General features: G+C 68.2%; 12 protein-coding genes. 3 read left to right on the forward strand and 9 right to left on the reverse strand.

From position 1 onward, the window contains the following. The coding region (locus IAE24_RS24710) for an IPTL-CTERM sorting domain-containing protein (protein WP_200016395.1) at positions 1-1,425 on the forward strand (1,425 nt) is incomplete at its 5' end. Here the strand turns inward: IAE24_RS24710 and ubiA are convergent. The 6 genes from ubiA to recG form a co-directional block, all read right to left on the reverse strand. Beyond that, positions 1,358-2,227, reverse strand: coding sequence for a 4-hydroxybenzoate octaprenyltransferase (gene ubiA / locus IAE24_RS24715; protein ID WP_199961934.1), 870 nt, complete (start codon positions 2,225-2,227; stop codon positions 1,358-1,360). The two genes, IAE24_RS24710 and ubiA, sit on opposite strands and share 68 nt — an antisense overlap. A gap of 126 nt (positions 2,228-2,353) precedes the next feature. Continuing rightward, positions 2,354-3,151, reverse strand: a complete 798-nt coding sequence (locus IAE24_RS24720) for a phosphatase PAP2 family protein (RefSeq protein ID WP_012202947.1) — start codon at positions 3,149-3,151, stop codon at positions 2,354-2,356. Positions 3,152-3,210: 59 nt separating this feature from the next. Continuing rightward, entirely contained in the window at positions 3,211-3,816 is a 606-nt protein-coding gene (locus tag IAE24_RS24725) for a Dps family protein (protein WP_043822499.1), read from the reverse strand. A 120-nt stretch (positions 3,817-3,936) separates the two neighbouring features. Next, positions 3,937-4,902: a LysR substrate-binding domain-containing protein gene (locus IAE24_RS24730; RefSeq protein ID WP_013804463.1), complete on the reverse strand. Its 966-nt coding sequence runs from the start codon at positions 4,900-4,902 to the stop codon at positions 3,937-3,939. A gap of 226 nt (positions 4,903-5,128) precedes the next feature. Beyond that, complete coding sequence (locus IAE24_RS24735; protein ID WP_013804464.1) at positions 5,129-5,902, reverse strand: MHYT domain-containing protein; 774 nt, start codon at positions 5,900-5,902, stop codon at positions 5,129-5,131. 335 nt (positions 5,903-6,237) lie between these two features. Next, positions 6,238-8,472: an ATP-dependent DNA helicase RecG gene (gene recG / locus IAE24_RS24740; protein WP_180318251.1), complete on the reverse strand. Its 2,235-nt coding sequence runs from the start codon at positions 8,470-8,472 to the stop codon at positions 6,238-6,240. A 194-nt stretch (positions 8,473-8,666) separates the two neighbouring features. Here recG and IAE24_RS24745 point away from each other — a divergent pair, with 194 nt between their 5' ends. Continuing rightward, positions 8,667-9,926, forward strand: coding sequence for an HD-GYP domain-containing protein (locus tag IAE24_RS24745; protein ID WP_097204019.1), 1,260 nt, complete (start codon positions 8,667-8,669; stop codon positions 9,924-9,926). A gap of 98 nt (positions 9,927-10,024) precedes the next feature. Beyond that, positions 10,025-11,125, forward strand: a complete 1,101-nt coding sequence (queA, locus tag IAE24_RS24750; RefSeq protein WP_034389929.1) for a tRNA preQ1(34) S-adenosylmethionine ribosyltransferase-isomerase QueA — start codon at positions 10,025-10,027, stop codon at positions 11,123-11,125. 180 nt (positions 11,126-11,305) lie between these two features. Here the strand turns inward: queA and IAE24_RS24755 are convergent, their stop codons facing one another. From IAE24_RS24755 to IAE24_RS24765, 3 genes are read right to left on the reverse strand one after another with little or no spacing between them, the layout of a single operon-like run. Continuing rightward, positions 11,306-12,064 (reverse strand): iron ABC transporter ATP-binding protein, encoded by a 759-nt coding sequence (locus IAE24_RS24755; protein WP_013804468.1) that lies wholly within the window; start codon positions 12,062-12,064, stop codon positions 11,306-11,308. Continuing rightward, positions 12,061-13,059 (reverse strand): iron chelate uptake ABC transporter family permease subunit, encoded by a 999-nt coding sequence (locus tag IAE24_RS24760; RefSeq protein ID WP_012202939.1) that lies wholly within the window; start codon positions 13,057-13,059, stop codon positions 12,061-12,063. Before IAE24_RS24760 ends, IAE24_RS24755 begins: the two co-directional genes overlap by 4 nt. Continuing rightward, complete coding sequence (locus tag IAE24_RS24765) at positions 13,056-14,039, reverse strand: ABC transporter permease (protein WP_199961920.1); 984 nt, start codon at positions 14,037-14,039, stop codon at positions 13,056-13,058. The genes IAE24_RS24760 and IAE24_RS24765 overlap by 4 nt, the downstream gene beginning before the upstream one ends. Positions 14,040-14,060: the final 21 nt, after the last annotated feature.

The raw sequence follows: 14,060 nt of genomic DNA on the forward strand, positions 1-14,060 counted from the left end.
CGCCTGTCCGCCGACCTGCGCACCCTGGAGCAGAGCACCTACCTGGGCGGCTCGCAATTTGAAGACCTCTATGCCATGGCCATTGCACCCACGGGCGAGGTGTTGGTGGCAGGCAGTACCAGCTCCACCCAGTTCCCCGGCACGGCGGGCGGCGCCCAGCCGGTCGCCGCTGGCGGGGGCAATGACGGGTTCGTCGCACGCCTGTCCGCCGACCTGCGGACCCTGGCGCAGAGCACCTATCTGGGTGGCGCAGGCTACAACGTTGTCCAAGCCCTGACCATCGCTCCCTCGGGGGACGTGCTGGCGGGAGGCTATACCGATGCCATCCACTTCCCCGGCACGGCGGGCGGCGCCCAGTCAGTTATCAATGGCGGGTTCTACGATGGCTTCATCGCACGCCTGTCCGCCAGCCTGCGAACCCTGGAACAGAGCACCTATCTGGGCGGCACCGACATGGAAGCCATCAGTACGCTGGCCATAGCCCCCTCGGGCGAGGTGCTCGTGGGCGGGTTGACGTACTCGCGGAATTTCCCGGGCGCGGCAGGCGGGGCGCAGCCAGGGACCAACAGCAGCGGCGTCATAGGCTTCATCACACGCCTGTCCGCCGACCTGCGCGCCGTCTCCCCCCAGACCATCACCTTTGCGCCACAGGCCAGCCAGGTCCTCGGCAGCCCTGGCTCCACCTTCACCATAGACCCTCCCGCCATGGCCAGCTCCGGCCTGCCGGTGGACTACGGCAGCGCCACCCCGGCCGTCTGCACCGTCTCGGGCACCACGGTCACGATGATCGATGGCGGCATCTGCACCCTGGTGGCCCGCCAGGCGGGCAATGCCCACTGGCTGCCCGCCGACGCAAGCGCCGATGTCCGCATCCGCAGAGCCCAGGCCATCCGCTTCCCGGCACAGGCCAGCCGGTCCTTCGAGGCGGGAACGATCTTTGCAATCGACCCGCCCGCCACGGCCAGTTCCGGCCTGCCGGTGGAATACGCCAGCACGACCCCAGGCATCTGCACGGTCTCGGGCAACAGGGTCACGATGGCGGGCGAAGGCATCTGCACGGTGACCGCCAGCCAGCCCGGCGATGCGCGGTGGATGCCGGCCACCGAGGTGGCGCAGGACATCGCGCTGACTGCGGTGGTGCCGCCTACCCTGCCGCTCCCCGTAGATCCTCCTGTAGATCCTCCTGTAGATCCACCCGTAGATCCTCCTGTGGATCCACCTGTAGACCCACCTGTGACTCCACCCGTGCCGCAGCCCGCTCCGGCGCCCATTCCCGCACTCGGCGCCTGGCCGCTGGCGCTGCTGGGTGCTATGGCGGCAGGCTTCGGTGCGCACGCACTGCGGCGGCGTGGCGTCTTCAGCGCAAGGCAAATCCCAGCGCCACGCCTGCGAACAGGGCGGCACCGATCCAGTGGCTCTTGCTGAAGGCGACGAAGCAGCCCTCGCGCGTGCGGTGGCGGATCAGGGTGAAGTGCCAGATCACCTGGGCCGCGGCCACGGCCAGGCCCAGCCAGAAAGGCCAGGCCAGGCCATAGGGCGCCAGCGCCCAGATAGTGAGCAGGCCGCAGAGCGCGAAAAAGCCCATGACAGCCGCCACGTCGAAGCGGCCCAGGGTGATGGCCGAGGTCTTCATGCCGATCCTGAGGTCGTCGTCGCGGTCCACCATGGCGTATTCGGTGTCATAGGCCAGCACCAGGAACATGTTGGCGAGCCACAGAATCCAGGCCGTGGCCGGCACCTGGCCCTGCACGGCGGCGAAGGCGATGACGATGCCGAAGTTGAAGGCAATGCCCAGGAAGGCCTGGGGCATGGCGAAGAAGCGCTTGGTGAACGGGTAGAGGATGGTGAACAACACGGCGGGCACGGACCAGGCCACGGCCTCCCAGCGCGTGCTCAGCACCAGGCCCAGCGAGACCAGGGCCAGGGCTGCGCCCAGCAGGGCGGCCTCCTTGACCGAGACCAGTCCCGAGGTGATGGGCCGCTGCGTGGTGCGCTTGACGTGGCGGTCGAAGTCGCGGTCGGCAATGTCGTTGATGCAGCAGCCGGCGCTGCGCATCAGCACCGTGCCCAGCACGAAGACCACCAGCAGATGCCAGCCCGGAAACCCGCCCGCTGCCACCCACAGTGCGGCCAGCGTGGGCCAGACCAGGACCAGCCAGCCGGCCGGCCGGTTGAAGCGGACCAGGTCCAGATAGAGCGACAGTTTGCTGCGCCGGGGCGCAGGCATGGGCGTAGAGGAGGTGGTGGGCATGGCGTCTGGGCGCCGATGGCGGCCGTGGGCCGACCATCGCACGCATCACATTCGAAAATGCCCGCATTGTCGCCGCTGGACGGGCGGGCTCGGCGGCGCGCCTCAGCAGCGCCTGCCGGCAACGCGGGTTTGCGCCCACTCCACGGCACAGATCACCAGCGCCATCCAGGCCAGGCCCAGCAGCCAGCCGGCCAGCACATCGCTGGCATAGTGCACGCGCAGCACCACGCGGCTGGCGCCCACGCCCAGGGCGACAGCCAGGGCCGCCAGGCCCACGGGCCAGCGCCAGGCCGGGCGCAGGTACGGCAGCAGCAGCCAGGCCAGCATCAGATAGAGCACGAAGGTGCCCGCACTGTGGCCGCTGGGGAAACTGAAGCCGCCTTCAGGCACCCAGCCACCCACGGGGCGCGGACGGCCCACGCTGGTCTTGATGGCGCGTATCCACAGGCCCACGCCAGCCGTGGCCACCACCCAGGCGGCCGCATGCAGCCAGTCGCGCCGCCACAGCAGCAGCGCCAGCACGGCGGCCGACAGCGACACCATCCAGGCCACATTGCCCAGTTGGGTGAAGGCGACCACGGGGCGCACCCAGGCATCGGTGGCATGGCCGGCCAGCCACAGGTGCAGGGCCTCGTCGAGCACCGGCCAGTCGGTGCAGGTGGCGCAGCCTGCGGGCTGGGCCAGGCCCAGCATGTCGCGCACCATCACGGCCAGTGCCAGCAAGGCCAGCACGCCGGCGGCAGCCAGGCCCAGCCATGCGGCCCGCGGCATGGGCAGGCCTGCGTGGCGCAGCCGGGCCGTGGCAGGCAGGCGCAGATAGAAAAAAAGGCCGCCCAGGGCGGCCAGTACCAGGCACAGGCCGCCCGTGGCGGCGTGTGCGTCAATCCAGGTCCAGAGCATGCGGTGGCATCACTCCCGGGCCAGGGTGGGTACGCGGGAAGACTGGGGTTTGCGCAGCATCAGTCTTCGAGCAGGGCGCGCAGCATCCAGGCGGTCTGCTCGTGCACGGTCAGGCGCTGGGTCAGCAGGTCGGCCGTGGGTTCGTCGCTGGCCTTGTCGGCCAGGGGGAACAGGCTGCGCGCCGTGCGGGCCACGGCCTCGTGGCCGGCGACCAGGATGCGCACCATCTCCAGGGCCTTGGGCGGGTCGTGGGGCACGTCGGCCAGGCTGGTGAGCTTGCCGAAGTCGGCATAGGAGCCCGGCGCGAAATGGCCCAGCGCACGGATGCGCTCGGCGATGGGGTCGACGGCGTTCCACAGCTCCGTGTACTGCCCCATGAACATGGTGTGCAGCGTGTTGAACATCGGGCCGGTGACGTTCCAGTGGAAATTGTGCGTGGTCAGATACAGCGTGTAGGTGTCGGCCAGCAGGGCCGACAGGCCCTTGGCGATGGCCGCGCGGTCCTTGTCGCTGATGCCGATATGGATGGCGGAGGAGCGCACGGACGCCGGTGCCACGTCGGCCAGTGCGGCCTTTGCAGGCTGCACTGCCTTGTCCGCCTTGTCGGCCTGCACGGCCTCTGGCTTCTTTGCACCGGACTTGTCTTTGCTGGCATTTTTGGCCATGGGATCCCTTTCAGCTTCGTACAAACGGAAGATGCTCCCGGCAGGTCGCCCGGGAGCCAGTTGCAACGATAACGCAAGCGCGGCGGCCCCACAGGCCCGACTCGCGCGCCGGTGCGGTCATCAGGACAGGCGTTTGACGCCGGGCAAGGCGCAGGCGTAGACGGCGTTGCGCAGGGCGGCGATGGCCTCGTAGCGCGTGAAGCTGCGGCGCCAGGCCAGGACCACGCGGCGTGTCGGCGGGGCCGAGCCGTCGTCCTCGAGGATGGGCAGGTAGCGGATGTGCGGCTCGTCGGTCTTGCGGCGGCGCGCCGTGGTCTCCAGCGCATCGGCGGGCACGGACAGGCGCGGCACCAGGGTCACGCCCATGCCGGCGGCCACCATGTGCTTGATGGTCTCCAGCGACGAGCCTTCGAAGGTGCGGCGAATGCCTTCGGCATTGCTGGCATAGCGTGCGAACTCGGGGCAGACCTGGAGCACATGGTCGCGGAAGCAGTGGCCCGAGCCCAGCAGCAGCATGGTCTCGTTCTTGAGATCGCTGGTGGAGACATGGTCCTTCTGGGCCAGCGCATGGGTGCTGGGAACGGCGGCCATGAAGGGCTCGTCGTACAGCGGCGCCAGCGCCAGGCCGGTGTCGGGGAAGGGCTCGGCGACGATGGCGCAGTCGATCTCGCCGGTGCGCAGCATCTCCAGCAGCTTGATGGTGTAGTTCTCCTGCAGCATCAGCGGCATCTGCGGCGTGCGCATGATGGAGTTGCGCACCAGGTCCGGCAGCAGGTAGGGGCCGATGGTGTAGATCACACCCAGGGTGAGCACGCCGGACAGCGGGTCCTTGCCGCGCTTGGCGATTTCCTTGATCTCGGCGGCCTGCTCCAGCACGCTTTGCGCCTGACGGATGATCTCCTCGCCCAGCGACGTGACCGACACTTCGCCGGCACTGCGCTCGAAGAGCTTGACATCGAGCTCCTCCTCCAGCTTCTTGATCGCCACGGACAACGTGGGCTGGGACACATAACAGGCTTCGGCGGCGCGGCCAAAATGCTTTTCACGTGCCACGGCCACGATGTATTTGAGTTCGGTAAGTGTCATTGGCGAGCTGTGTCTGGGAGGGAGCCTCGGAAAATACGATGGTCTTACACCAAGAACCTGTGCCGGAACCTTTGTGCAATCAGGCCTTGCGGCCGGCTTGCCGGGGTGCTCCCCTCAAAAGTTCCTGCACAGGTTCTAGGATTTGTCCTAATTCGATTGTGCCAGTCCTCGTCCGCGCATGACCACTGCGCGCTCCCCGACCCGCCGGCTTTTTGTATTTATCCACCTAGTGCAACGGCCGGCGCATCCGGTCGCGTTGCTGCATGAGCTGGTCCATGCCTATCAATGCAGCCAGGCCTATGGCCACGATCACGGTAAAGACCGGAAGGTCCAGGGCGCTGATCACGGCAAAGCCTTGCGGCCTAGCATAACGCTGTGTCTCTGAAATGCATACGAAGTCCGCTGCGGCCATGCCGGTGTAATGCATGGAACAGACCGCCGCGCCCATAACGGCGGCGGCCAGCGCACGCATGCCCGGCGAGCTGGTGCGAAACGACAGCCACAGCGCGGCGCTGGCCGCGGCCACGGCGATGCCCACGGACAGCAGCACGGTGGGAACGGACCAGACGATGAAGCCCGGAAAGCGCATGCCATACATGCCCAGGTAATGCATGAAGGCCACGCCCAGGCCCAGCAGGGTGCCCGCGCCCAGCACGCGCGCCCCGCTTTCGGGCCGCCGCGCGACAAAGGCCAGCGCCACCGAGGTGGCGGCAACGGCGGCGCACAGGGACAGCAGGGTTTCGACCATGGAGTAGCCCGAACCCATGCCCAGGTTCAGCGCCAGCATGCCCGTGAAATGCATGGACCACACGCCGATGCCGCCCAGCGCCGTGCCCGCCGCCAGCAGGTTCAGCCAGCTGATGCCCTCGCGTCCCCGGATGCGCTGCGCCGCAGTCAGGGCCACGAAGGAGCCCAATACGGCAATGCCATACGACAGGACCACCAGGCCCATGCGCCAGGAGGTCTCGACGATCTCATTCGCTTGAACGGCTTCATTCATGTTGGCAGCTCCTCATTCGCAGAAAAATGGGACAACACAAGAGTGATCGCGGCCGTCCTCCCCGTGGGGGAGGCTTGGCAGGCCATCCCCTCCCGGATGGAGCTACCCTGTTTTTTGTGACTCAATGTACCAAAAGGTCACAAATATTCAATGCCGTAACGGGACGGCGCTGTCACCGCCAGGACGGCATGAAGCGCTCCATTTCGATGGCTACAACGCGCGTGGAAACCATGTCTGGTGCGGGCTGCAGGCCTGCGGAAGATGCCGCTGCCAGGCAGCACCCGGACACGTAAAAATACGTAACACAACCACCCGGCAGGAATGGAACGGGCCGATCAGGCCTTGAGGAATTCGGCCTTGCCGCCCAGCCAGCGGCCCACATGGCGCTGGGCCAGTTGCGGGTGCTGCTCCAGCATGCGCGGCGCCAGCTCGCGGGCCCAGTCAAGCAGCATCAGGTCCTGCTCCAGGTCGGCGAAGCGCAGCATGGGAGCGCCGGACTGGCGCGCGCCCAGGAATTCGCCGGGGCCGCGGATCTCCAGGTCGCGCCGCGCGATCTCGAAGCCGTCGTTGGTCTCGGCCATGGCACGCAGCCGGTCCTTGGCCGTCTCGCCCAGGCGCCCACTGTCTCCCACCGAATACAGCAGCACGCAGGCCGAGGCCGCCGCCCCCCGCCCCACGCGCCCGCGCAGCTGGTGCAGCTGCGACAGGCCGAAGCGCTCCGCATGCTCGATGACCATGAGCGAGGCGTTGGGCACGTCCACGCCCACTTCGATCACCGTGGTGGAGACCAGCACGCCCATGACCCCGGCGGAGAACAGCTCCATCACGGCCTTCTTCTCGGCCGTGGGCATGCGCGAGTGCAGCAGGCCGACCATGACGCCGGGCAGCATCTCGCTCAGATAGGCATGGGTGGCCGTGGCGTTGGACAGGTCCAGCGCCTCGCTTTCCTCGATCAGCGGGCAGACCCAGTAGACCTGTCGCCCTTCCGCGACCTGGGCGCCTATGCGCTCGATGACCTCGTCCTTGCGGCTGTCGGCAATGAGCTTGGTGACGATGGGCGTGCGGCCCGGCGGCAGCTCGTCGATGGTGGACACATCCAGGTCGGCGTAGTAGCTCATGGCCAGGGTGCGCGGGATGGGCGTGGCGCTCATCATCAGCAGATGGGGCTCCATGCCCGAGGCCGCGAGCTTCTGGCGCAGCGCCAGCCGCTGGGCCACGCCGAAGCGGTGCTGCTCGTCGATGACGGCCAGCGCCAGGTTCTTGAACTGCACCTGGTCCTGGATGACGGCGTGCGTGCCCACGACCAGGGCCGCCTCGCCGCTGTGGACCAGCTCCAGCATGGCGGTGCGTTCCTTCTTCTTCTGCGCGCCGGCCAGCCAGGCCACGCGCTTGCCCAGCGGGGCCAGCAGCGGCTCCAGCCAACCGACCAGCTTGCCGAAATGCTGCTCGGCCAGGATTTCGGTGGGCGCCATCAGCGCGCACTGCCAGCCGGCCTCGATGCAGGCCACGGCCGACAGCGCCGCCACCACGGTCTTGCCCGATCCCACATCGCCCTGCAGCAGCCGGTGCATGGGCATGCGGCGCTCCATGTCGGCAAGGATCTCGGCCACCACGCGCTGCTGGGCGCCGGTCAGGCCAAAGGGCAATTGGTCCAGGAACTGGCGCGCCAGGCCCTGGGCGCTGTCCATGGGCTGGGCGCGCAGCACGGGCGCCCTGAGCCGCGCGCGTTCGCGCTTGGCCTCGTATTGGGACAGTTGCTGGGCCAGCAGCTCCTCGGCCTTCAGGCGCTGCCAGGCCGGGTGCGAATGGTCTTCCAGCGTGGCCAGGGCCACATCGGGCGTGGGGTGGTGCAGGAACTGCAGCGCATCGCGCAGGCTGAACAGCGGCGGCAGCCCGCCGTTGCCATGGAACTGCGCCACGGGCGGATGCTCGCCCTGGGGCAGCGTATCGGAGAGATCGGCGCGCAGCATGGCCGTGACCGCCGCGCGGCGGATGTAGGCCTGGGGCAGGCCCGCCACCGTGGGATAGACGGGCGTGAGCGCCGTGGGCAGGTCGCCGCCCGCCGCGCGAAACGCCGGGTGCAGCATCTGCCGGCCCCAGAAGCCCCCCTTGACCTCGCCGCGGATGCGCAGCCGCGCGCCCACGGACAGGGTCTTCTGGTGCGAGGGGTAGAAGCTGAAGAAGGTCAGCACGCATTCGGCCGTGCCATCGTCCACCGTGACCTTGAGCATGCGGCGCGGGCGCAGTTGCACCTCGCTGTGGGTCACCGTGGCCTCGATCTGTACCGTATCGCCCTCGCGGGCATTGCGCAGCGCGGTGATGCGCGTCTCGTCCTCATAGCGCAGCGGCAGGTGCAGTGCCAGATCGATGTCGCGCACCAGGCCCATCTTCTGCAGCGCCTTCTGCGCGGCGCTGGCTGCGGGCTTGGCGGGCGCTGCGGGCTTGTCTCCTGCCTTGTCTCCTGCCTTGCCGCCCTTGCCTGCGGCCTTTCCCTTGCCGGCACGCGCGGCCTTGCCGCCGGGGGCGTCGCGCCCCAGATCTGGGAAGGCAGAGGAGACGTTCAAGGGCATGGGCTATCCTGTTTCAGAGCATGCGCATGGGCATAGGCGGGCATGCAGCATAGTGTATGAATATACAGGTGTAGGCAACACGCCACGTTCATGCCGGATGCCCTTGCCCAAAGCACCCTTGAGGCCCCGGGTCTCTGGGGAAGCCGCTACCATGCACGCTGACGTTACGTAGTGTTACCCCGCCACCGAATGCCATGTTGAAGCGTATCAATGTCCAGCATGTCACTCTGGGCATGTTCCTGCACGAGTTCTGCGGCTCCTGGATGGAGCATCCTTTTTGGCGAACCCGTTTCCTGCTCCGCTCCGAGGCCGACCTCCAGCGCCTGCGCTCCACCTCCATCCAGGAGGTCTGGATCGACGTGCGCAAGGGCCTGGACGTGGGTGTCCAGGTGCCTTGCCTGCGCTTTGACCCGCAGGACGAGCTTCGCCACCAGATCCCGGACAGCGCCCGCCCTGTCTCCGAGCAGAGCACGGCCCCCATTTCCACCGCCACCGAGCTGCGCCGCGCCGCCCAGACCTGCGTGCAGGCCAAGCAATTGCTCAGCCGCCTGTTCAGCGACGCGCGGCTGGGCCGGCCCGTGGACGCCACCGCCGCCGGGCAGCTGGTGGACGATGTGACGGCCTCCGTGGCGCGCAATCCCCACGCCCTGATCGGCCTGGCTCGGCTGAAGACGGCCGACGACTACACCTACATGCACAGCCTGGCCGTGTGCGCGCTGATGGTGGCGCTGGCCAAGCGCATGGGCCTGGACGACCACAGCCTGCGCAAGGCCGGCATGGCCGGTCTCATGCACGACCTGGGCAAGACCGCGATCCCGGTCGCCGTGCTCAACAAGCCCGGGCCGCTGGACGATGCGGAATGGGCGCTGATGCGTGCCCACCCACGCCATGGCGAGCAGCTGCTGCGCCCGCTGGGCCTGGACGACGAGGTCATCGATGCCTGCCTGCACCACCACGAAAAGGTGGACGGCAGCGGCTACCCCGACGGACTGCAGCAGGGCGACATCGGCCTGCTGGCGCGCATGACGGCGATCTGCGATGTCTACGACGCCATCACCTCGGACCGGCCCTACAAGAAGGGCTGGCCGCCCTCGGAGGCGCTGCGGCGCATGGCCGAGTGGAGCCCCCGCCATTTCGACAAGCGGCTGTTCGAGCAGTTCGTGCAGACCGTGGGCATCTATCCGCTGGGCTCGCTGGTGCGCCTGCATTCGCAGCGCCTGGCCGTCGTGGTCGATGCCTCGCCGGGCAGCCTGCTGGCGCCGCGCGTCAAGGTGTTCTATTCGCTGCGCCAGGCCTGCCGCGTCACGCCCGAGATCGAGGACCTGTCCGAGAGCCAGGGCAACGACCGCATCATCGCGCGCGAGGACCCGGTGAACTGGGACTTCCCGGATCTGGAGACGCTGTGGCTGGAGTTCGAGCGCCAGCCCCAGACGCAGGCCCAGATGGCCAAGTGACCGCCGCGAAATTCCGGGGATGACCCCAGGGTTTGCGACAATGGCGGACTTCCGTTCAACGAACTTGGAACGGGCCATGTCCGGCCCTCAAGCACTGCATGTCCTCCCTGTCCCGTGTGTTTTCGCTCAGCGATTTCGACTTCGAGCTTCCTGAGAACCTGATCGCCCAGCATCCTGCCGCCCAGCGCAGCGCCTCGCGCCTGCTCGACGGCCGCGACGATGCCACCCCGCCCACCGACCGCATCTTCCACGAGCTGCCCGACCTGCTGCAGCCCGGCGACCTGCTGGTGTTCAACGACACGCGCGTGCTCAAGGCACGCATCTTCGGCGAGAAGGCCAGCGGCGGCCGGCTGGAGCTGCTGGTCGAGCGCGTGCTCGAAGGCAACGATGTCGTGGCCCACATGCGCGTCAGCAAGAAGCCCCTGCCCGGCTCGCGCATCCACCTGTGCGGCGGCAAGAATCGCGGCGGCTTCGACGCCGTGCTGCGCGGCCGCTGGCCCGACGAGAACGGCCCGCTGTTCCACCTGAGCTTCGAAGGCCCGCGCGGCGAGACGCCGCACGAGCTGATGGAGCGCTTCGGCCACCTGCCGCTGCCGCCCTATATCGAGCGCCACCAGGACACCGGCAACGACCCCGACGCCGCCGAAGACAGCGAGCGCTACCAGACCGTCTTCGCGGCCCGCCCCGGCGCCGTGGCCGCGCCCACGGCCGCCCTGCACTTTGACGACGCCGTGCTGGCCCGCCTGGCCGAGCGCGGCATAGAGCGCGCCAGCGTCACGCTGCACGTGGGCGCCGGCACCTTCCAGCCCGTGAAGACCGAGAACCTGGCCGACCACCAGATGCACAGCGAGTGGTACGAGATCCCGCTGGCCACGCTGGCTGCGCTGGAACGCTGCCGCCAGCGCGGCGGCCGCGTCGTCGCCGTGGGCACGACCACGGTGCGCACGCTGGAGTCCTGGGCCCAGACGGGCCAGTTCTCCGGCGACACGCGCATCTTCATCACGCCCGGCTTCGAGTACCAGGTGGTCGATCTGCTGATCACCAACTTCCACCTACCCAAGAGCACGCTGATGATGCTGGTCAGCGCCTTCGCGGGCTACGAGCAGGTGATGGCGCTGTACCGCCATGCGATTGCGCAGGAGTACCGTTTCTTCAGCTATGGCGATTCCATGCTGCTGAAGAAGAAAAGCACCCCCTGAGTCGCTTCGCGCCTTCCCCCCGTTGCACGGCGCCTCTCTACCCGCTTCGCGAGGGAGGGGGCATACGGGCAGCCGGCGACGCCCTCGCGGCGGGGCGGCGCGGCCGGCTTAGGCCCTTGCTTGGTGTCCCTCGCCTCAGGCCGCGCCAGGTTCAAGCGCCAAGCCCGAAACGCCGCATGTTCAACCAAAGTAATGGCAGAGCCTGCGGCCCTTGACCTCGTGCACGCTGACGGGGATGCCGTAGAGGCTGCTGAGGACCTCGTCCTGCACGACCTCGGCCGGCGTGCCCGCCACGGCCAGGCGGCCGTCCTTGAGCGCGATGATGTGGTCGGCGTAGCACGAGGCGAAGTTGATGTCATGCAACACCATGACCACGGTTTTGCCACGCTCGGTGACGGCGCGGCGCAGCAGGCCCATCATGCTGACGGCGTGGGCCATGTCCAGATTGTTCAGCGGCTCGTCCAGCAGGATGAAGGGCGTGTCCTGGCACAGCACCATGGCGATGTAGGCGCGCTGGCGCTGGCCGCCTGAAAGTTCGTCGAGAAAGCGCTCGGCCAGCGGCGTGAGCTGCAGGTACTCCAGCGCCTCGTCCACATGGCGCAGGTCTTCGGGGCCCAGCCGGCCCTTGCTGTGCGGAAAGCGGCCAAAGCCCACCAGGTCGCGCACCGTCAGGCGCAGCGTGCTCTGGTTGTCCTGGCGCAGAATGGCCATGATGCGCGCCAGCGCCTCGGTGGGCGTGGTGGCCACGTCGAGGCCGGCCACCCGCACCTTGCCCGCCGTGATGGGCATGAGGCGGCTGACCAGAGACAGCAGCGTGGACTTGCCCGCCCCGTTGGGCCCGATGATGGCCGTCAGCGCCCGCTCGGGCACATCGAAATTGAGCTCCTGCAGCACTGCCGTGCCGCCATGGCGCTTGAGCAGATCACGCACCTCGATCATTGGGTCCCCTTGCGCATGAGCAGCACGATGAAGACGATTCCACCCAGGAACTCCACCACGATGCTCAGCACGGTATTGAATTGAAAAAGCTGCTCCAGCAGCACCTGCCCACCCATGAGCAGCACGCAGCCCCAGAGCACGGCCGCAGGCAGCACCCAGGCATGGCGGCGCGTGCCCATGGCGTGATAGGCCATGTTGCTGACCAGCAGGCCGAAGAAGATCACCGGGCCGACCAGGGCCGTGGACACGGCCACCATGCAGGCCACCACGGCGAGCAGCCGCAGCACGCGGCCCTCGTAGTCCAGGCCCAGGCTGACGGCGGCATCGCGCCCCAGCGAGATCACGTCCAGCACGCGGCGCTGGCGCCAGATCCAGGCGCTGCCCAGGGCGATCAGCAGCAGCGACGGCAGCAGCAGCTGCAGGTTCACCGCGTTGAAATTGGCGAACATGCGGTCCTGCAGCGCCGTGAACTCATTGGGATCGAGCACGCGCATGGCCAGCCCGGCCAGGCTGCGAAAGAAGATGCCTCCCACCATGCCCACCAGCAGCATCAGGTGCAGGCTGCTGGCATGGCCCACGAACAGCCAGCGCATCAGCAGCACGCTGAAGCCCATCATCAGCACGATGTTGAGCGCATAGCGCCCGACCTCGCCCATGGCGGACACGCCCGCCGCGCCCAGCATCAGCACCATGGACGCCTGCACGAACAGGTACAGCGCATCCAGCCCCATGACGGAAGGCGTGAGGATGGTGTTGTGCGACACGGTCTGGAACACCACGGTGGACAGGCCGATGGCACAGGCCACCAGCGCCATGGTCAGCACCTTGGCGCCCCGGTGCTCCAGCACGAAGGCCCAGTCGGTCTTGACGCCCACGGTCATGAAGGCCAGCAGGCACAGCAGGGCCAGCGCGCCCAGCAGCGCCAGGCGCGCGCCATGGCCCCAGCTGCGCGCTGCAGGCCCATCGGAAGCAACGGATTGCGGCAGGCTGCTCATGCACGGTCCTTGCGGCGGCGCAGGATCAGCGCCAGGAACAGGGCACTGCCCAGCACGCCCAGCACGGTGCCCACGGGGATTTCATAGGGAGCGATCAGCAGCCGCCCGACCAGGTCGCACAGCACGGTCAGGCCCGCGCCGATCAGCGCCACCCACAGCACGCTGCGGCGCACGTTGTCGCCCAGAACCAGGCGCACCACGTTGGGCACGATCAAGCCCACAAAGGGCAGGTTGCCGGCCGTGACCACCACGGCCGAGGTGGCCACGGCCACCACCACCAGCCCCTGCCACACCAGGCGCCGGTAGTTCAGGCCCAGGTTGGTGGCAAAGCTCTCGCCCAGGCCCGCCACGGTGAAGCGGTCGGCCGCCAGGCAGGCCAGGGCCGTGACGCCCAGCGACAGCCACAGCAACTCGTAGCGGCCTTGGACCACCAGCGAGAAATCGCCGTTGGACCAGGACTTGAGCGCCTGCATCATGTCGAACTGCAGCGCCAGAAAGCTGGCGGCTGCCTCCAGCACGCCGGCCAGCACCAGGCCGACCAGGGGCACCATCCACGACGAACGCAGCCGGATGCGCGAGAGCACGGCCAGGAACAGCGCCGTGCCCAGCAGCGCCGCCACGGCCGAAATCCCCATCTTGGCCATCACCGGCCAATGCGGCACCCAGAGGAACGCGGCCAGCATGCCCAGGCTGGCCGACTCCACCGTGCCCACGGTGGAAGGCTCCACGAAATGGTTGCGCGCCAGCATCTGCATGAGCAGTCCGCAGACCGCCATCGATGCGCCGGCCAGCACCAGGGCCAGCGTGCGCGGCACGCGGCTGTACACCAGCACCTGGCTGGCCAGGTCGTCCTCGCTGCGCGACCACAGCACGCTCCAGTGCATGTCGCCGGCGCCCACCATCAGGCTGGCCAGCGACAGCGCCAGCAACAGGCCCAGCGCGAAAAGCCAGGCAAGGGCCTGGCGCGATGGGCGTGACATGGGCGCGGCGTGCGCGGTGGC

This window comes from Delftia sp. S65, from assembly GCF_016516495.1.
Classification (GTDB): Bacteria; Pseudomonadota; Gammaproteobacteria; order Burkholderiales; family Burkholderiaceae_C; genus Comamonas; species Comamonas acidovorans.